The 19521-nt window shown below is 70.3% G+C and carries 16 protein-coding genes; 2 read left to right on the plus strand and 14 right to left on the minus strand.

The window, feature by feature from the left end; translation table 11 throughout:
• Position 1 precedes the first annotated feature (1 nt).
• The 8 genes from alaS to ACIBAE_RS10705 form a co-directional block, all read right to left on the minus strand.
• Complete coding sequence (gene alaS / locus ACIBAE_RS10670; protein WP_399283847.1) at positions 2-2671, minus strand: alanine--tRNA ligase; 2670 nt, start codon at positions 2669-2671, stop codon at positions 2-4.
• Positions 2671-3018 carry a DUF6167 family protein gene (locus ACIBAE_RS10675; protein WP_399283849.1) on the minus strand — a complete coding sequence of 116 codons (348 nt, stop codon included), beginning with the start codon at positions 3016-3018 and terminating at the stop codon, positions 2671-2673. The genes alaS and ACIBAE_RS10675 overlap by 1 nt, the downstream gene beginning before the upstream one ends.
• Before the next feature lie 7 nt (positions 3019-3025).
• Positions 3026-3472: a DUF948 domain-containing protein gene (locus ACIBAE_RS10680; protein ID WP_399283851.1), complete on the minus strand. Its 447-nt coding sequence runs from the start codon at positions 3470-3472 to the stop codon at positions 3026-3028.
• A 184-nt stretch (positions 3473-3656) separates the two neighbouring features.
• Complete coding sequence (gene rpsD / locus ACIBAE_RS10685; protein ID WP_161311511.1) at positions 3657-4271, minus strand: 30S ribosomal protein S4; 615 nt, start codon at positions 4269-4271, stop codon at positions 3657-3659.
• Between the two features lie 327 nt (positions 4272-4598).
• On the minus strand, positions 4599-5954 hold the full coding sequence (locus ACIBAE_RS10690; RefSeq protein ID WP_399283853.1) for a replication-associated recombination protein A: 1356 nt from the start codon (positions 5952-5954) through the stop codon (positions 4599-4601).
• Positions 5955-6067: 113 nt separating this feature from the next.
• Positions 6068-6703 (minus strand): vitamin K epoxide reductase family protein, encoded by a 636-nt coding sequence (locus ACIBAE_RS10695; protein WP_399283854.1) that lies wholly within the window; start codon positions 6701-6703, stop codon positions 6068-6070.
• Between the two features lie 136 nt (positions 6704-6839).
• Positions 6840-8102, minus strand: coding sequence for a histidine--tRNA ligase (gene hisS, locus ACIBAE_RS10700; RefSeq protein ID WP_399283856.1), 1263 nt, complete (start codon positions 8100-8102; stop codon positions 6840-6842).
• 13 nt (positions 8103-8115) lie between these two features.
• Positions 8116-8838 (minus strand): MBL fold metallo-hydrolase, encoded by a 723-nt coding sequence (locus tag ACIBAE_RS10705; RefSeq protein ID WP_399283858.1) that lies wholly within the window; start codon positions 8836-8838, stop codon positions 8116-8118.
• A 204-nt stretch (positions 8839-9042) separates the two neighbouring features.
• Between ACIBAE_RS10705 and ACIBAE_RS10710 the strand changes: the two genes are divergently transcribed.
• Positions 9043-9834 carry a peptidylprolyl isomerase gene (locus tag ACIBAE_RS10710; protein WP_399283860.1) on the plus strand — a complete coding sequence of 264 codons (792 nt, stop codon included), beginning with the start codon at positions 9043-9045 and terminating at the stop codon, positions 9832-9834.
• 147 nt (positions 9835-9981) lie between these two features.
• Entirely contained in the window at positions 9982-11211 is a 1230-nt protein-coding gene (locus ACIBAE_RS10715) for a DUF349 domain-containing protein (RefSeq protein ID WP_399283861.1), read from the plus strand.
• 145 nt (positions 11212-11356) lie between these two features.
• Here the strand turns inward: ACIBAE_RS10715 and ACIBAE_RS10720 are convergent, their stop codons facing one another.
• From ACIBAE_RS10720 to ruvB, 6 genes are all read right to left on the minus strand, one after another.
• Positions 11357-13900 (minus strand): RelA/SpoT family protein, encoded by a 2544-nt coding sequence (locus ACIBAE_RS10720; RefSeq protein WP_399283862.1) that lies wholly within the window; start codon positions 13898-13900, stop codon positions 11357-11359.
• 169 nt (positions 13901-14069) lie between these two features.
• Positions 14070-14615 (minus strand): adenine phosphoribosyltransferase, encoded by a 546-nt coding sequence (locus ACIBAE_RS10725; RefSeq protein WP_399283864.1) that lies wholly within the window; start codon positions 14613-14615, stop codon positions 14070-14072.
• Complete coding sequence (gene secF, locus ACIBAE_RS10730; RefSeq protein ID WP_399283865.1) at positions 14612-15742, minus strand: protein translocase subunit SecF; 1131 nt, start codon at positions 15740-15742, stop codon at positions 14612-14614. The genes ACIBAE_RS10725 and secF overlap by 4 nt, the downstream gene beginning before the upstream one ends.
• A 1-nt stretch (position 15743) precedes the next feature.
• A complete protein-coding gene (gene secD, locus ACIBAE_RS10735; RefSeq protein ID WP_399283866.1) occupies positions 15744-17582 on the minus strand; it encodes a protein translocase subunit SecD in 1839 nt (612 codons plus the stop codon).
• Between the two features lie 144 nt (positions 17583-17726).
• Positions 17727-18164 (minus strand): preprotein translocase subunit YajC, encoded by a 438-nt coding sequence (yajC, locus tag ACIBAE_RS10740; protein WP_399283868.1) that lies wholly within the window; start codon positions 18162-18164, stop codon positions 17727-17729.
• A gap of 188 nt (positions 18165-18352) precedes the next feature.
• Complete coding sequence (ruvB, locus tag ACIBAE_RS10745; RefSeq protein WP_399283869.1) at positions 18353-19456, minus strand: Holliday junction branch migration DNA helicase RuvB; 1104 nt, start codon at positions 19454-19456, stop codon at positions 18353-18355.
• Positions 19457-19521: the final 65 nt, after the last annotated feature.

A 19521-nucleotide genomic window follows, 5' to 3' on the forward strand; every position in this document is an offset into this window, starting at 1 on the left:
GTCAGGCCGTCTCGGCGACGGCGCGCTCGACCGCGGCCACGGCGTCCCCGATCGCGTCCGGGTTCTGGCCACCGCCCTGGGCGACGTCCGGCTTGCCGCCACCGCCGCCGCCGAGGGTCTTGGCGGCGGTACGGACCAGGTCGCCGGCCTTGAGGCCGCGCTCACGGGCGGCCTCGTTGGTGGCGATGACCGTCAGCGGGCGTCCGTTGGCGGTGGTGAACAGCGCGACGACGGCCGGCCGGTCCCCCGGGATACGGCCCCGCACGTCGAGGACCAGCTTGCGCAGGTCGTCGGCCGAGGTGCCGTCCGGGACCTGTCCGGTGACCAGGGCCGTACCGCGTACGTCCTGGGCCGTGTCGACGAGTCCGGCGGCGGCCGCCAGCACCTTCTCGGCGCGGAACTTCTCGATCTCCTTCTCGGCGTCCTTCAGCTTGGCGAGCATGCCGGAGATCTTCTCGGGCAGCTCCTCCGAGCGGCCCTTGACCAGCTCCTGGAGCTGGGCGACGACCGTGTGCTCCCTGGCGAGGAAGTGGTAGGCGTCGACGCCGACCAGGGCTTCGATACGGCGCACGCCGGAGCCGATCGACGACTCGCCGAGCAGCTTCACCAGACCCAGCTGGGCGGTGTTGAGGACGTGCGTACCGCCGCAGAGTTCCTTGGAGAAGTCGCCGATGGTGACGACCCGGACCCGCTCGCCGTACTTCTCGCCGAACTCGGCGATGGCGCCCTGCTTCTTGGCGTCGTCGATGGACATCACCTCGGCCTGGACGTCCAGCTCCCGGGCGAGCACCTCGTTGATCTTCTGCTCGACATCGGTGAGGACCGTGCCGGGTACGGCGGCGGGCGAGCCGAAGTCGAAGCGGAAGCGGCCCGGCGAGTTCTCGGAGCCGGCCTGGGCGGCCGTCGGGCCGAGCGCGTCGCGCAGCGCCTGGTGCGTGAGGTGCGTGGCGCTGTGGGCGCGGGCGATGGCACGGCGGCGGGTGAGGTCGATGGCGGCGTAGGCGGAGGCGCCGACCGTCACCTCGCCGACCTGCACCGAGCCCTTGTGGACGGAGACACCCGGCACCGGCTGCTGGACATCCCTGACCTGGACGACGGCGCCGTTGTCGAGCCTGATCCGGCCCTGGTCGGCGAGCTGGCCGCCGCCCTCGGCGTAGAAGGGGGTGCGGTCGAGGACGATCTCGACCTCGTCGCCCTCGGTGGCGGCGGGCGAGGAGACACCGTCGACGAGCAGGCCGACGATGGTCGACTCGCCCTCGGTGGAGGTGTAGCCGGTGAATTCGGTGGAGCCGCCGCTGTCGGCGACCTGGCGGTAGGCGGAGAGGTCGGCGTGCCCGGACTTCTTGGCCCTGGCGTCGGCCTTGGCCCGCTCCCGCTGTTCCTTCATCAGGCGGCGGAAGCCGTCCTCGTCCACGGAGAGGCCCTGTTCGGCGGCCATCTCCAGGGTGAGGTCGATCGGGAAGCCCCAGGTGTCGTGGAGCAGGAACGCCTTGTCGCCGGAGAGGACCTGCCCGCCGGCGGCCTTGGTGTCGGTGACGGCGGTGTCGAGGATGTTCGTGCCGCCCTTGAGGGCCTTGAGGAAGGCGGCCTCCTCGGCGAGGGCCACGGCCTCGACGCGCTTGCGGTCGGTGAGCAGCTCCGGGTACTGCCGGCCCATCGTGTCGATCACGACGTCGATGAGGTCCTGGACGACCGGTCCGGTGGCGCCCATCAGCCGCATGTTGCGGATGGCGCGGCGCATGATGCGGCGCAGGACGTAGCCACGGCCCTCGTTGCCGGGGGTGACGCCGTCGCCGATGAGCATCACGGACGTACGGATGTGGTCGGCGACCACGCGCATCGAGACGTCGGACTCGTGCTTGGCGCCGTAGCGGACGCCGGTCAGCTCGGTGGCCTTGTCCATGACGACGCGCAGGGTGTCGGTCTCGTACATGTTCTGTACGCCCTGGAGGATCATGGCGAGCCGTTCGAGGCCCAGACCCGTGTCGATGTTCCGCGACGGCAGGTCGCCGAGGATCGGGAAGTCCTCCTTGCCGTCGCCGGCGCCGCGCTCGTACTGCATGAAGACCAGGTTCCAGATCTCCACGTAGCGCTCGTCGTTGACGGCCGGACCGCCCTCGGCGCCGAACTCGGGACCCCGGTCGTAGTTGATCTCGGAGCAGGGGCCGCAGGGGCCCGGGACGCCCATGGACCAGAAGTTGTCCTTCTTGCCCAGACGCTGGATGCGCTCGGCGGGGACGCCGACCTCCTCGCGCCAGATCCGCTCGGCCTCGTCGTCGTCGAGGTAGACGGTGATCCAGAGCTTCTCCGGCTCCAGGCCGAAGCCGCCGTCCGCCACGGAGCTGGTCAGCAGCTCCCAGGCGAGCTTGATGGCGCCTTCCTTGAAGTAGTCCCCGAAGGAGAAGTTGCCGCACATCTGGAAGAACGTGCCGTGCCGGGTCGTCTTGCCGACCTCTTCGATGTCCGGCGTGCGGACGCACTTCTGGACACTCGTGGCGCGCGGGGCGGGCGGCTTCGTCTCGCCGAGGAAGTACGGCTTGAAGGGCACCATGCCCGCGTTGACCAGCAGCAGAGTCGGGTCGTCCGCGATGAGCGACGCCGAAGGCACGACGGTGTGCCCGCGCTCCTCGAAGAAGCTCAGCCAGCGGCGGCGGATTTCAGCCGACTCCATCAGTGGTCCTCATTCCGGTTGTACGGCTTGGAGATGTGTTCGGTCCGGGGGTGCCCGGGGTGTTCGGTGTGCTCGATGGCGGCGACGCGCCTCGGCGCGGGAAGCGCCCGGTCGTCGGCCGGTGTGCCGAGGCCCAGTGCCTCGCCCAGTTCGGCCTCGCGCCGGACCATTCCGGTCCTGACGTCGACGGCGAAGTCCTTGAGCTTGTGCCCGGCGTCGATCGCCTTGTTCGCCGCCTGGGCGGCGAGGCTCTCCGGGGTCAGCTGCTTCAGCTTGCGGTTGACCTTGGTGGTGGCCCAGACACCGGCTGCCGCGCCGGCGGTGAACCAGAACGTACGGCGGAACATCGCTGCGTCAGCCCTTCCTGTTCCTGCGCCTGGCCGACGGCACCGTGCGGCCGACGACCACCTTGCGACGGGACGGCGTATCGGCGGGTCCGTCCGCGGCGGCCGGTGCCGTCCTGCGCGACATGGCCTGCCGTACGCCGTAGCCGAAGGCCGCGACCTTGACCAGCGGACCGCCGAAGGTCGAGGCGACCGTGGAGGAGAGCGCCGACGCGTTGGAGGTGACTTCCTGGACATCCGTGGCGATCGCGTCGACCCGGTCCAGCTGGGTCTGCGCGGAGCGGACCGTCGCCGAGGCGTCCGCCAGCAGGGGGACAGCCTGTTCCGTCACATCCGCCACGAGTCTGGTGGTCGCCTTGAGCGTCTGGGCCAGCCTCACCAGCACCACGGCGAGGAAGGAGACCAGGATCGCCCAGAAGACGGCCACCAGGATCCCGGCAACCTCTCCACCGGTCACGCTGCACCGCTCCCTAGCTTGTCGCTGTTGTCCGAACGACCCTATCGCGCCGACGGTCGCACCCCGAACCGCGTTTACCGCCGCACGGCGGCCCCGGCGACCGCCGCAAACGCGGAAGCCCGTCGCTCCCCCACCGGAATCGGCGGGGAAGCGACGGGCTGAAGCGCTGTGAGGTACGCCTGCGTCAGCGGGCGTAGTACTCGACGACCAGCTGCTCGTCGCAGATGACCGGGATTTCCTTGCGCTGCGGGTCGCGGTCCAGGCGGAACGCCAGGGCCTTCAGGTTGACCTGCAGGTAGCGCGGGGTCTCGCCGTCGGTGTCGTAGCCACCCTCGCGCGCGACCTGGAAGGGAACCTTCTCGCGGCTGCGCTCGCGGACCATCACGACGTCGTCGGGACGGACGCGGAACGACGGCTTGTCGACCTTGCCGCCGTTGACCTCGATGTGACCGTGCACGACCATCTGGCGGGCCTGGTAGATGGTGCGGGCGATGCCCGACCGCAGGACCAGCGCGTCGAGGCGGCGCTCGAGCTCGACGACCAGCGCCTCGCCCGTCTTGCCTTCGGCCTTCTTGGCGCGGTCGTAGGCGCGGGCCATCTGGCGCTCGCTGATGTCGTACTGGGCGCGCAGACGCTGCTTCTCGAGCAGACGGACCTTGTAGTCACTGTTCTGCTTGCGTCCACGGCCGTGCTCGCCCGGCGGGTAGGGACGGGCCTCGAAGTACTTGACAGCCTTCGGCGTCAGCGCGATACCGAGCGCACGCGACTTCTTGACCTTGGGACGCGACTGGTTAGGCACGTTCTCCAGACCTCCGTTGTAGGTTCACCTTGCTCAAGGAGATCGCGCGTCTCGCCCCGGGGAACAACCACAGGCATCACGGACAGCACAGGCAACCACAACAGCGTGCGCGGAGGCATCGCGTGCGACACCGCTCAAGGGGTGTCGGGTTGACGGAGGTCCGATCAGCTCATGGTCAGCCGCGTCCCAGCCGGCTTGAAATCGATCGGATGCCGTCAGCAGCCGAACGCACACGAACTCGGGTACAGACTACATGCTCCCCGCCGCCGGTTTTCCCGGGGCCGGACCGTACGGCGCCGGGGGCCGGGCCCGAGGCGCTGCCCGACGTCAGGAGCCGTCGCCGCGCAGCCGCTCGCGCACCTTGTCGACCACATCGGCGTAACGCGCTTCCGCGCCGTACCGCGTGGGCTCGTAGTACCGCTTGCCCCGCACCGCGTCCGGGGCGTACTGCTGGGCGGCGATCCCGCCCGGTACGTCGTGCGGGTAGACATAGCCCTGTGCGTGGCCCAGCTTGGCCGCGCCCTTGTAGTGGCCGTCGCGCAGATGGGGCGGGACCGGCCCGGCCATGCCCTTCTTGACGTCTTCGAGGGCCGCCGAGATCGCCGTCGTGGCCGCGTTCGACTTGGGGGCGAGGGCCAGCGCGATGGTGGCGTGGCTCAGGGTCAGCGCGGCCTCCGGGAAGCCGATCATGGCCACGGCCTGCGCCGCGGCGACCGCGATCGGCAGGGCCGTCGGATCGGCGAGGCCGATGTCCTCGCTCGCCGAGATCATCAGCCGCCGGGCGATGAACCGGGGGTCCTCCCCCGCGTCGATCATCCGGGCGAGGTAGTGCAGGGCCGCGTCCACGTCGGAGCCGCGGATCGACTTGATGAGGGCGCTCGCCACGTCGTAGTGCTGGTCGCCGTCGCGGTCGTACATCACCGCGGCCCGGTCGACGGTCTCCTCGACGGTACGGAGGGTGATCTCCGGCTCGCTCTTGGCGAGCGCGGCACCGGCCGCCGCCTCCAGCGCGGTCAGCGCGCGCCGGGCGTCCCCGCCGGCGATCCGCAGCAGGTGGGCCTCGGCGTCCTCGGGGAGGGTGACCGCCCCGCCGAGCCCGCGCTCCTCGGCGAGCGCGCGCCGCAGCAGACTGCGCAGGTCCTCGTCGGTGAGCGGTTCCAGTGTGAGCAGCAGGGAGCGGGAGAGCAGCGGGGAGATCACCGAGAAGTACGGATTCTCGGTGGTGGCGGCGATGAGCGTGACCCAGCGGTTCTCCACGGCGGGCAGCAGGGAGTCCTGCTGGGCCTTGCTGAAGCGGTGGATCTCGTCGAGGAACAGGACGGTGTCCTTGCCGAAACCGCCGGAGGCCCGGCGGGCTCCGTCGATGACGGCCCGTACCTCCTTGACGCCCGCGGTGATCGCCGACAGCTCGACGAAGCGTTTGTTGGTCGCCTTGGAGACGACGTACGCGAGGGTCGTCTTGCCGGTGCCCGGCGGGCCCCAGAGGATCACGGACGAGGGACCGGCGGGGCCGCCGCTGCCCTCGCCGACGAGCCGGCGCAGCGGGGATCCCAGCTTCAGCAGGTGCTGCTGGCCGACGACTTCGTCGAGGACGCGCGGACGCATCCGGACGGCCAGCGGGCTGCTGGACGGATCCTTCTCCTGGCGCTCTTCGGCGGCTGCGGTAAAGAGGTCGGGCTCCACGCGTGAAGCCTATGCCAGCCCGCTGACAACGCGGTCAACACCGTCCGGACGGTCACCTGGGCCCCGCGTCGCCCGGGTCCGGGTGCGGGGTCCGGCCGTCAGGGGTCCGGCCGTCAGCTGATCCAGAAGTCCCACCAGCGGGTCAGGATCAGCATCCCGATGACGCCGATGTGCAGGACCGGCAGCACCCAGGTGAACTCGCCCAGGAAGCCGCGCAGCCAGGCGGGCGCGGGAAGGATCTTGTTCCGGATGTTGTGGGCGGTCACGTACCAGAACATCAGGATCGTGGAGACCCAGGCCAGGCAGCACCACAGGCAGAGCGAGTTGATGCTGTAGAGCGACTGGTACTGGAGCCAGGTGCAGAAGCCGACGCCGAACAGCGTGCCCGCGTTGAGCCCGAGCCAGAACCAGCCCCGGTAGCGCGCCCCGGCCAGCAGCGCGAGCCCGATGGCGATGACGACGGAGTAGGTGGCCAGGCCGAGCATCGGGTTCGGGAAGCCGAACGCGGAGGCCTGGGCGCTCTTCATGATGTTTCCGCAGGAGACCACCGGGTTCAGGCTGCATCCCGGGGTGAAGTTCGGGTCCTCCAGCAGTTTGAACTTGTCGATGGTGATGACCCACGCGGCCAGCAGCCCGGCCGCTCCCGTGATCACCAGCAGCAGTGCGAATCCCCGGCCGCCACCGACCGTACGCGGGGCGCTCCCCTCCTCCCGCTGGGAGGAGACGTCGTCAAGCGCTGCACTCGTCATATCGCCGTTCCATGCTTCGGTGACAGGTGGGGGCAGAGTCATTGTGCCGCACGGCCTGCCCCCACCACCGTTCGCCGGACATAAAGACAGCGGGGCCCGGACGGTCACCGTCCGGGCCCCGCACCGTCCGCCGCGCTCAGCCGAGCCGCTGTGTGAGCTCCGTCACGAGAGCGTCGAGCGCGACCGCGGTCTGCTCGCCGGTCTCCATGTCCTTGAGCTGCGCGACGCCCTCCGCGAGATCGCGCTCGCCGGCGACGATCGTGTAGCGCGCGCCCGACCTGTTGGCGGACTTCATCGCGCCCTTGAGGCCCCGGCCACCGAAGGCGAAGTCCGCGGGGACGCCCGCCTTGCGGAGCTCGGTGACGACGGCGAACAGCCGCCGCCGCGCCTCCTCGCCGAGCGGTACCGCGTACACGCTGGTGGCGGCGGGGATGTCGAGCGTGATGCCCTCCGCCTCCAGTGCCAGCACCGTACGGTCCACGCCGAGCGCCCAGCCGACCGACGGGAGCGCCGGGCCGCCGATCATCTCGGAGAGGCCGTCGTAGCGGCCGCCGCCGCCGACGGCGGACTGGGAACCGAGGCCGTCGTGAACGAACTCGAAGGTGGTGCGGGTGTAGTAGTCGAGGCCGCGTACGAGCTTGTCGTCGTCCTCGTACGTCACCCCGGCCGCCGTCAGCAGCTCGCGTACCTCTTCGTGGTACGCCTTGCACGCGTCGCAGAGGTGGTCCCGCAGCAGCGGCGCCCCGACGAGCTGCTTCTGGACGTCGGCCCGCTTGTCGTCGAGGACCCGCAGGGGGTTGATCTCGATCCGGCGGCGGGTCTCCTCGTCCAGGTCGAGGGCGCGCAGGAAGCCCTGCAGCGCCTCGCGGTAGACGGGACGGCACTCCTGGTCGCCGAGCGAGTTCAGCAGGATCCGGAAGTTCCGCAGGCCGAGCGTGCGGTAGGCCTGGTCGGCCAGGATGATCAGTTCGGCGTCCAGCGCGGGGTCCTCCGCGCCGATCGCCTCGGCGCCGACCTGCGAGAAGTGCCGGTACCGGCCCTTCTGCGGGCGCTCGTAGCGGTAGTACGAGCCGGAGTACCAGAGCTTGACCGGCAGGTTGCCGGCCTTGTGGAGGTTGGCCTCCAGCGCGGCGCGCAGCACGGAGGCGGTGCCCTCGGGACGCAGCGCCAGCTGGTCGCCGCCCTTGGTCTCGAAGGCGTACATCTCCTTGGAGACGATGTCGGTGGACTCGCCGACGCCGCGGGCGAACAGCTCGACGTTCTCGAAGCCGGGCGTCTCGATGTAGCCGTAGCCGGAGTTCTTCAGCGGCGCGGAGATGGCCTCGCGGACCGCGAGGAAGACCGCGGAGTCGGGCGGGATCAGGTCGTAGGTGCCTTTGGGGGCCTGGAAGGTACTCATGGAGATCGGTACGTCACATTCCTCGTCGCGGAGCGGCGGTCGGGCCGCTTCCGAAGCCGGCGGCCACATCCCGCAGATACGGGTTGGTGGCGCGCTCCCGGCCGATGGTCGTCTGGGGGCCGTGGCCGGACAGCACCACGGTCGAGTCGTCGAGCGGCAGGCACACGCGGCCCAGCGAATCGAGCATCTCGGCGTGGTCGCCGCCGGGCAGGTCGGTGCGTCCGACGGAGCCGGCGAACAGCAGGTCGCCCGAGAAGAGGACCGGCGGAACATCAGCTCCGCCGACGGCCCCGGGCAGTCCGAAGGTCACCGACCCCTTGGTATGGCCGGGCGCGTGCGCGACGGCGAACTCCAGTCCCGCCAGCGCCAGTTCGGAGCCGTCGGTCAGCACCCGGACGTCGTCCGGCTCTCCCACGGTCAGCTCACCCATGAGAGGCATCCCGATCGGGACGCCGAGGGCCTTCTCCGGGTCGCTCATCATGTACCGGTCGGCGGGGTGGATCCACGCGGGCACGTCATGCGCCCCGCAGACCGGGACGACCGAGGCGACATGGTCGATGTGGCCATGGGTGAGGATCACGGCGACGGGCTTGAGCCGGTGCTTCTTGATCGCGTCCTCGACTCCCTGGGTGGCCTGATGGCCGGGGTCGATGATCACGCACTCTTCACCGGCGGCGGGGGCGACCAGGTAGCAATTGGTCCCCCAGGCCCCGGCGGGGAACCCGGCAATGAGCACGATCGTCCTTCACATGTCGTCCGAAGAGGTCCGGAACAGGTCTGGATGAGGTCTGGATGAGGGCGGCATACGTCGTACGCCGGGAGAATGCGGCAGATCAGAGCCTACCGGCGCTGCTCATTCCACAGCCAACCCATATACCGTACGGGGCTAGTCGGCCCCGTACGGTATACGGAGCCCCACGACAGTCGAGGAGAAGACCCGGTGGTCAGCAGCGATCAGCGGCGGCGGGAGCTCGCCCGGAAGAAGTACGAGCGGCAGCAGGAGCGCCGTGTTACCGCCCGGAGGAAGGCGAAGCGCCGCAACATCATCATCGCGTCCGCGCTGGCCGTGGTGGTGGCCGGTGGTGCCACCGCGTACGCCACGGGCGGTCTGACGGGCAGCGACAGCAAGGACACCGCCACGGCGACGGCGACCCCGTCGCCCACGCCGCCGTCGCCGAGCGAGAGCAGCTCGCCCGAGCCGAAGATGACGATCGACCAGGCCGCGAAGTACACGATGTCCCTGAAGACGAACCAGGGCGACATCTCCTTCTCGATGGACGCCAAGAAGACGCCGCACACGGTGAATTCGTTCAAGGCGCTCGCCGACAAGGGTTACTTCGACAACACGAAGTGCCACCGCCTCACCACCGAGGGCATCTTCGTCCTCCAGTGCGGCGACCCGAAGGGTGACGGCACGGGCGGTCCCGGTTACACGATCCCGGACGAGAATCTGACCGCCCTCGGCAAGGCCGGCGCCGACGGCACCGTCACGTTCCCGGCGGGGACGGTGGCGATGGCCAACACCGGCCAGCCGCACACCGGCGGCAGCCAGTTCTTCCTCGTCTACAAGGAGACCAAGCTGCCGCCCACGTACACCCCGTTCGGGACCATGGACGCGGCCGGTCTGAAGGTCGTGGAGAACGTGGCCAAGGCCGGCGTGGACGGCGGCGCGGGCGACGGCGCGCCCAAGAAGGCCGTCACCGTGGAGAAGGGCACGGTCGACAAGGCGTGACCCTCTGAATTCGGCCGTGCTGAGTGCGGACAGCCGGGCGGCCGGTCGCCTAGATTGGCGTTGTGCGGGGCGGGCGCGGCCCGTCCCAGGAATCTGTGGACGATGCCCGGGGGCGACCCTTGCGTGGCATCAGGTGGAGGAGGCGCTGTGAGCAGCGACCCGTGGGGCCGCGTCGATGAGACGGGCACCGTGTACGTGCGGACGGCCGAGGGCGAGCAGGTCGTCGGATCGTGGCAGGCTGGCTCTCCGGATGAGGCTCTGGCCTATTTCGAGCGCAAGTACGAGGGCTTGGTCGTCGAGATCGGCCTCCTCGAACGGCGGGTGAAGACCACCGACCTGTCCGCGAAGGATGCGGCCGTGGCCATCGAGCATCTGCGCGGACAGGTCGACGAGCACCATGCCGTGGGGGATCTCGAAGCGCTGCGCAAGCGGCTCGACGAGCTGGTCGCGACGGTCGACGCGCGCCGTGAGGAGCGCAAGGTCCAGCGCGCGAAGCAGACCGACGAGTCGCGCCAGGCCAAGGAGGCGCTGGTCGTCGAGGCGGAGAGTCTGGCCGAGAGCGAGCAGTGGCGGTCGGCCGGTGAGCGGCTGCGGGCGCTGGTGGACATCTGGAAGGGCCTGCCGAGGCTGGACCGGAAGTCCGACGACGAGCTGTGGCACCGTTTCTCGCACGCGCGCTCGGCGTTCTCGAAGCGCCGCAAGGCGCATTTCGCCGCGCTCGACGCGCAGCGTGAGGACGCCCGCAAGGTCAAGGAGAAGCTGGTCGCGGAGGCGGAGGCACTCTCCGGCTCCACCGACTGGGGTGCGACGGCCGCGCGCTACCGCGAGCTGATGACGGACTGGAAGGCGGCGGGCCGCGCCCAGCGCGAGTCCGAGGACGATCTGTGGAACCGCTTCCGCGGCGCCCAGGACGTCTTCTTCGCCGCCCGCGGCGAGGTCTTCGCCGAGCGCGACGCCGAGCAGACCGAGAACCTCAAGGCGAAGGAAGAGCTGGCGGTCGAGGCCGAGCGGCTGCTGCCGGTGACGGACCTCAAGGCGGCCAGGGCGGCTTTCCGGGCGCTCAACGAGCGCTGGGAGGCCATCGGCCATGTGCCGCGTGACGCCAGGCCCAAGATCGAGGCCCGGATGCACACCGTGGAGCGGGCTCTTCAGGAGTCCGAGGAGAACGAGTGGCGCCGGACGAACCCGGAGGCGCGCGCGCGTGCCGCGGGTCTGACGGGGCAGCTCCAGGCGGCCGTCGACAAGCTGCGTGCGCAGATCGACACGGCGCGTGCGGCGGGCAACAACTCCAGGGCGGACAAGCTCGCCAGGGAGCTGGAGGGCCGCCAGGCGCTGCTGGACCAGGCGCTCAAGGGGCTCCAGGAGTTCGGCGGCTAGGGCACGCCAGGCCCTGGTAGGGCGACCGGCCCTCCGGGCTGATACGTGAAAGGGCCTCCCGTACGTGACGTACGGGAGGCCCTTCCCGTGGTCCGAGCCCCGGCGGGCCCGGGCGGGCCCAGCTCTCAGGTCGGCGGCCCCGCTCTCAGGGCCTGCGCGCCGAGGTGACCCGGTAGACGTCGTAGACGCCCTCGACACCCCGGACCGCCTTCAGGACGTGCCCCAGGTGCTTCGGGTCGCCCATCTCGAAGGTGAAGCGCGAGGTGGCGACCCGGTCACGGGAGGTCTGCACGGCCGCGGACAGGATGTTCACATGCTGGTCGGAGAGAACGCGCGTGACGTCCGACAGCAGCCGGGACCGGTCCAGCGCCTCGACCTGGATGGCGACCAGGAAGACCGACGACTGGGTGGGCGCCCACTCGACTTCGAGGATCCGTTCGGGCTGCTGCGACAGCGAGTCCACGTTGACGCAGTCGGCGCGGTGCACCGAGACGCCGCTGCCCCGGGTGACGAAGCCGATGATCGGGTCGCCCGGGACCGGCGTGCAGCAGCGGGCGAGCTTCACCCAGACGTCGTCGACGCCCTTGACGACCACACCCGGGTCGGCGTTGGCGCGGCGCTTGGAGCGGCCGCGCGAGGGCGGTGCGCTCTCGGCGATGTCCTCGTTGGCGGCCTCCTCGCCGCCGAGGGCCTGCACCAGCTTCTGGACGACGCCGGCGGCGGCCACATGGCCCTCGCCGATCGCCGCGTACAGGGAGGAGATGTCCGGGTAGCGCATCTCGTGCGCGAGGGTGACCAGCGAGTCGCCGGTGAGGATGCGCTGGATCGGCAGGTTCTGCTTGCGCATGGCCCGCGCGATGGAGTCCTTGCCCTGCTCGATCGCCTCGTCGCGGCGCTCCTTGGAGAACCACGCGCGGATCTTGTTCCTGGCCCGCGGCGACTTGACGAAGCCCAGCCAGTCGCGTGAGGGGCCCGCGCCGGACGCCTTGGAGGTGAAGACCTCCACCAGATCGCCGTTGTCGAGAGTCGATTCGAGCGGTACGAGCCGCCCGTTGACCCGCGCTCCTATGGTGCGGTGGCCGACCTCGGTGTGGACGGCGTACGCGAAGTCGACGGGGGTGGCCCCGGCGGGCAGCGCTATGACATCGCCCTTGGGGGTGAAGACGAAGACCTCGTTGCGGGACAGGTCGAAGCGGAGCGACTCCAGGAATTCGCTGGGGTCCTCGGTCTCCTTCTGCCAGTCCAGCAGCTGGCGCAGCCACGCCATGTCGTTGACGGTGTCCTGGCCGGCGCCCTTGCCCGTGTTCTTCGGGACGTCGGTGCGGACCTTGGAGGCACCGGCGACGGCCTCCTGCTTGTACTTCCAGTGCGCCGCGATGCCGTACTCGGCGCGGCGGTGCATGTCGAAGGTGCGGATCTGCAGCTCGACGGGCTTGCCGTTGGGGCCGATGACCGTCGTGTGCAGCGACTGGTACATGTTGAACTTGGGCATCGCGATGTAGTCCTTGAACCGCCCCGGGACCGGATTCCACCGGGCGTGGACGGTGCCGAGCGCCGCGTAGCAGTCGCGGACGGTGTCGACGAGGACGCGGATGCCCACCAGGTCGTAGATCTCCGCGAAGTCACGGCCGCGGACGATCATCTTCTGGTAGACGCTGTAGTAGTGCTTCGGGCGGCCGGTGACGGTGGCCTTGATCCGGGCCGCGCGCAGGTCCGACTGGACCTCGTCGGTCACTATGGCCAGGTATTCGTCGCGCTTGGGGGCCCGCTCGGCGACGAGCCGGACGATCTCGTCGTACATCTTGGGGTAGAGGATCGCGAAGGCGAGGTCCTCCAGCTCCCACTTGATGGTGTTCATGCCCAGCCGGTGGGCCAGGGGCGCGTAGATCTCCAGCGTCTCGCGGGCCTTCTTCTCCTGCTTCTCCCGCTTGAGATAGCGCATGGTGCGCATGTTGTGCAGCCGGTCGGCGAGCTTGATGACCAGGACGCGCGGGTCCTTGGCCATGGCCACGACCATCTTGCGTACGGTCTCGGCCTGCGCGGCCTCGCCGAACTTGACCTTGTCGAGCTTGGTGACGCCGTCGACGAGCAGCGCGACCTGGTCGCCGAAGTCGCGGCGGAGGGTGTCCAGGCCGTACTCGGTGTCCTCGACGGTGTCGTGCAGCAGGCCCGCCATCAGGGTGGCGGGGTCCATGCCCAGCTCGGCGAGGATCGTCGTCACCGCGAGGGGGTGGGTGATGTACGGGTCCCCGCTCTTGCGCTTCTGACCCCGGTGCCAGCGCTCGGCGACCTGGTAGGCGTTCTCGATCTGGCGGAGCGTGGCGGTCTCGATCTTGGGATCGTTGCCGCGCACGGTCCGCAGCAGCGGTTCCAGGACCGGGTTGTACGGCGACGAGCGCTGCACGCCGAGCCGGGCGAGACGCGCCCGTACCCGGTTGGAGGATCCGCCGGTACGGGGAGCGGCCGCCGGGCCCGGTTTGGGGGCGGTGACAGGGGTCGCGGGCCGCTCCGGGGCAGGTGGCACGGGAGCGCCCCCGGGCTGGGCGCCGGAGGTCGCCGCCGGCGGCTGCGCGGGCTTCGCGTCCGCCGCGACGGCGGCCCCGTCCCGCTCAGCGGCGGGTCCCGCCGCGGCCGGCTGGGCAGACTCGTCCGGCGTCGTGGCGGCCAGTGGCTGGACCTCTTCTGGCAAGAGCGCTCCTCGTGCGGATCCAGGTCCCCGGTCAGGCCCGGAGCTTCCATGGTATCGACCCCGGGCGTCCCTCTCGTCCCGAGGACCGGGGCGGCGACGCGGGCACGGCACAACGCGGACGGGCACCCGGTTGTTCCCAGGTGCCCGTCCGCGCGTATCGCGAAACCACTCAGAGCGTGATCAGGGCCTCCAGCGGGGCCCCGCGCAGCGCCGGCTCCAGCCGTGCCCTGCCGCCCAGGAAGCCCAGCTCCATCAGGACGGCCACGCCGACGACCTCGGCTCCGGCCCGCCGGACCAGCTCGACCGACGCCTCGGCCGTACCGCCCGTGGCGAGGACGTCGTCGATGACGAGGACGCGGTCGCCCGCCTCCAGGTCCTCGGCGTGCACCTCCATCTCGGCGGTGCCGTACTCCAGCTCGTACGCCTGCGACAGCGTCGCTCCGGGGAGCTTGCCCGCCTTGCGTACGGGGATGAACCCGAGGCCCGCCCGGACCGCCACGGGGGCGGCCAGGATGAAGCCCCGGGCCTCCAGCCCGACGACCTTCGTGGCGCCGTGCAGCACGCACAGCTCGGCGAGGGCGTCGGTCAGCGCCGTGAACGCCTTCGGGTCCGCGAGCAACGGCGTGATGTCCTTGAACAGCACGCCGGGCTTCGGGTGGTCCGCGACGTCACGGATGCGGCTGAGCAGCAGCTCCCGGGTGTCCGCGCCGGTCATCGGCGCCGTCCCGACGGACGGCCCCGGCCACCGCGGCCACGGGGACCGACGACGGCGGCGGCGGGCGCCACGTCACCGGGGAACGCGCTGTCGGACTCGTCGGCGGCGTCGGCGTATCCGTCGTACCCGTCGTGCCCCTCGGGCGATTCACCCTTGGCGGCGGCGGAGGCCCGCTTGGCGAGTACGCGCCTCTTCAGCGCCTTCATCTGCGGGTCGCGTTCCTTGAGGTCGGCGACGAGCGGCGTGGCGATGAAGATCGAGGAGTACGCACCGGCGGCGAGGCCGACGAAGAGCGACAGCGAGATGTCGTTCAGCATGCCGGCGCCGAGGAAGCCGCCGCCGATGAAGAGCAGAGCGCCGACCGGCAGCAGCGCGACCACGGTGGTGTTGATGGAGCGCACCAGGGTCCCGTTGATGGAGCGGTTGGCGATCTCGCCGTAGGTCCACCGGGTCTGCTTGGTGATGCCCTTCGACCCCTCCTTGAGGCTGTCGAAGACGACGACCGTGTCGTAGAGGGAGTAACCGAGAATGGTCAGCAGACCGATCACCGTACCCGGGGTGACCTCGAAGCCGACCAGGGCGTACACCCCGACGGTGATGGTGAGGTCATGGATCAGGGCGATCAGCGCCGCGACCGCCATCCGCCATTCGAAGGCGATCGCGAGATAGATCACCACCAGGAACAGGAAGATCCCGAGGCCGGTCCACGCCTTGTTGGCGATCGTCTCGCCCCAGCTCGGTCCGACCAGGTCGGCGGCGATGTCCGCCTCGTCGATCTTCAGGTCCTGGGCGAGCTTGGTCTTCACGGCGTCGGCCTGCGAGGTGTTCAGCTCGGTGACCTGGATACGCAGCTTGCCGTCGCCCAGCCTCTGGACGATCGCGTCGTGGCCGGACGCCTCCTGGGCGTCCGTCTGGGCCTGGGACACGGAGATGCTCGTGCTCGGGGTGGTGAAGACCGCGCCGCCCTTGAACTCGATGCCCATGTTGAGGCCCCGCACCGCCAGGCCGACGATGGCCGTGATGGTGATCAGGATCGAGATCCCGTACCAGATCTTCCGCTTGCCGACGAAGTCGTAGCCGACCTCACCGCGGTAGAGCCGGGCGCCGAGTGCGCCGAGTCGCGACATCTCACGCCTCCTTCGAGTCGATGGGCGCGCTGACGCGCGAGTCGATGGGGGCGGTGACACGGGTGTCCGCGTCGGTGTCGGGACGCTCGGCGGGGCTGTTCACCCGGCGGGAACGGCGCAGCGGCGGCTTGGCGCCGAGCCGCTTCGGGTCCAGTCCGGACCACGGGTGACCGCTGGAGAAGAACTTCGTGCGGGCCAGCAGCGTCATCACGGGCTTGGTGAAGAAGAACACCACGACCACGTCGAGGACGGTGGTCAGACCGAGCGTGAACGCGAAGCCCTGCACCTTGCCGACCGTGACGATGAAGAGCACCGCGGCGGCGAGGAACGACACGAAGTCGGAGACCAGGACCGTGCGCCGGGCACGCGGCCAGGCACGCTCGACGGCCGGGCGGAGCGTACGGCCCTCGCGGATCTCGTCCCGGATGCGTTCGAAGTAGACGATGAACGAGTCCGCGGTGATACCGATGGCGACGATCGCGCCGCAGACCGCGGGCAGGTTCAGCGCGAAGCCGATACCCGGGCCGAGCAGCGCCATGATCGTGTACGTCATGACGGCCGAGGCGGCGAGGCTGAGGATCGCGATCAGCGAGAGGCCGCGGTAGTAGGTGACCAGGTAGATGATCACCAGCGCGAGGCCGATGGCGCCGGCGATCAGGCCCGCGTGGAGCTGCTCACCGCCGAGCGCGGCGGTGACCGTGGTGGCGCTCTGCTCCTGGAAGCTCAGGGGCAGCGCACCGTAGGACAGGATGTTGCCGAGGTCCTGGGCGGACTGCTGGTTGAAGTTGCCGGAGATCTCGGCGCTGCCGCCGAGCGCCTGGCTCACCGAGGGAGCCGAGACGACGTTGCCGTCCAGCACGATGGCGAACTGGTTCATCGGCGACTGCTGCTGCGCGAGCTGACCGGTGATCTTGGAGAACTTCTTCGTGCCGCCGCCCGTGAAGTCCATCGTGACGATCCACTGGCCGCGCTGCGGGTCGAGCACGCCCTTGGCGTCGGAGATGTCCGTGCCCTCGACCTCGGCCGGGCCGAGGATGTACTTCTCCCACTGGCCGCCACCGTCCTGGCCACAGGCCACGATGGTGTCCTTGGGCCCGGCGCTCTGGTTGACGGCGGTGCGCGCGGCCTTGTCGGTGCAGTCCAGCTCCGTGAACTTCTTCTCCAGGGCGGCGGTGGCCGGGTCCGGAGCCGGTGCCTCGGAGGCGCCGGGGCTGGGCGTGGAGCCGGGCAGACCCTGGGTGGTCACCTCCGGGGTGGCCGGCGGCGTCGGGGCCTTCTTCAGGGCGTCCGTGACGGCCCGGCCCTGGGTGGTCGCGCTCGATGAGGGCGTCGGCGAACCGGACGGGCTCTTGCCCTTGTCCGCGCTCGTCGAGGGGCTGGGAGAACCGCTGGGGGTGCCGCCGGCGGAAGGCTGCGGCGCGACCGGGCTGCCGCCCGTGACGGTCAGCACGGGCCGGAAGTACAGCTGGGCGGTCGTACCGACCTGCTGCCGGGCCTGCTTCTCGTTGGAACCCCGGGGGATGTTGACGACGATGTTCTTGTCGCCCTGGGTCTGGACCTCGGCCTCGGAGACACCAAGACCGTTGACACGCCGCTCGATGATGCTGACGGCGGTGTCCATGTTGGTCTTGTTGATCGCGTTCGGCTTGCCCGGCGTGTTCTTGGCCTCGAGCGTGATGCTCGTGCCGCCCGCGAGGTCGATCCCCAGGCGCGGGGTGACATGACCGGACCAGAACATTCCGCCCGTGAGGGCGACCATGGCAATCAGGAACAGGACCAGGGTGCGCCCCGGCTTCCCTGGCGAGCCCGCTTGCCTTCGGCCCTTATTAGGTGCTGCCACCTTCTCGTTTCTCCCTGTCCAACCGCCCCGCGCCGGGTGTGCGCCGGAGCGGCCACGAAGTGTTGTGGGGACCTGCCCCCGCAGAATGAGGCACAGACCGTCAGCCGCGGAGAGCCGCGAGAGGGCTCTCCGTAACGGACGTGGCTACTTCGCGCCGGCTCCGCCGTCGGCCTTGCCGTCCTCGACCTCGTCGGCCTCGGGCTTCTTGCCCAGGTCGATCCTGGCCTCGGCCGGGGTGTCCGTGTCGTCGGACTCGATCAGCGAGGAGGCGTCGTCCGGTACGACCGGGCTGTCGGCGTCGTCGCCGTGCACGATGCGGTTGTACTCGGCGTCGTCGAGGACGGCGCCGATGGAGTTCTTCGCGTAGACGGCGTGGACGCCGGGAGCGACCTCAAGGAGGAGCACGTCGTCGCGCACCTCCTTGACCGTGGCGTACATGCCGCCGATCGTCCGGACGCCGCTGCCGGGCTGTACGTCGCTGCGCATCTGCGCGGCGGCCTGCTGCTTCTTCTTGGCGGACCGGGTCATCAGGAACATGGCCCCGATGAGCACGATGAAGGGGAGGAGGGTTACGGGACTCACGAGGGGGAACTTCCTTCGCACGACCGCGCTGTGGTGCGGCCTGTATACGGGGGTGGGCACGGCGGCCCGGAAGGGCGGCCATCGGCGGATTCTAAGCGAGTCCGCGTCGTTGGAACAACGCCCGGTACCGCACCGGGGTTCCTGACCGCCCGACGCTGCTCCGTCACACGTACGTCACACGGCCCCCGTCACGCCCCGAACAAGCCCGGAAGAGTACCCCCGCCGGCTGCCTGCTGAGGGGGGACGAGTCCCAGATGCGCCCAGGCGGCGGGGGTGGCGACCCGGCCACGCGGTGTCCGGGCGAGCAAGCCCTCCCGTACGAGGAAGGGCTCCGCGACCTCCTCCACGGTCTCCCGCTCCTCCCCCACGGCGACCGCCAGGGTCGACAGACCCACGGGCCCGCCGCCGAACAGCTTGAGCAGCGCCTGGAGCACAGCACGGTCGAGGCGGTCGAGGCCGCGCGCGTCGACCTCGTAGACCGCGAGAGCCACGGCGGCCACCTCACGGGTGATGCGCCCGTCGGCCTTGACCTGCGCGTAGTCGCGTACGCGCCGCAGCAGCCGGTTGGCGATCCGGGGCGTGCCACGGGAGCGTCCGGCGATCTCCGCGGCGCCCTCGGCGTCGATCTCCAGGTCGAGGAGGAGGGCGGAGCGGTGGATGACCCGCTCCAGCTCGCCGCTCTCGTAGAACTCCATGTGGCCGGTGAAACCGAACCGGTCGCGCAGCGGGGGCGGCAGCAGTCCGGCCCGAGTGGTGGCGCCGACCAGCGTGAACGGCGGCAGCTCCAGGGGGATGGCGGTGGCGCCGGGACCCTTGCCGACGATGACGTCGACGCGGAAGTCCTCCATCGCCATGTAGAGCATTTCCTCGGCGGGCCGGGACATCCGGTGGATCTCGTCGAGGAAGAGGACCTCGCCCTCCTGGAGGGAGGAGAGGATCGCGGCGAGATCGCCCGCGTGCTGGATGGCGGGGCCCGAGGTGATGCGGAGCGGGGCGTTCATCTCCGCCGCGATGATCATGGAGAGGGTCGTCTTGCCGAGCCCGGGTGCCCCGGAGAGCAGCACATGGTCGGCGGTGGCGCCGCGTGCGAGGGCCGCCTTGAGGACCAGGTCGAGCTGCTCGCGAACGCGCTCCTGGCCCACGAACTCGCCCAGCGACTTGGGGCGCAGCGCCGCCTCGACGGCCTGGTCCTCGCCGTCCGCGGCTCCGCCGACGAGCCGCTCGGCGGCGTCGGCGCCGCCGTCGGCCCAGGCTGCCGCCTGCGGCTCGCTGCTGGTGTCGTCCCAGTTCACTCTGTTTCACCTCGGGGAGTGGGCGCGTCCCAGGACGACCCGTGGAGTACGGCACGGATGGCGGC

The sequence above is a fragment of the Streptomyces sp. NPDC051569 genome (assembly GCF_044454085.1).
Classification (GTDB): Bacteria; Actinomycetota; Actinomycetes; order Streptomycetales; family Streptomycetaceae; genus Streptomyces.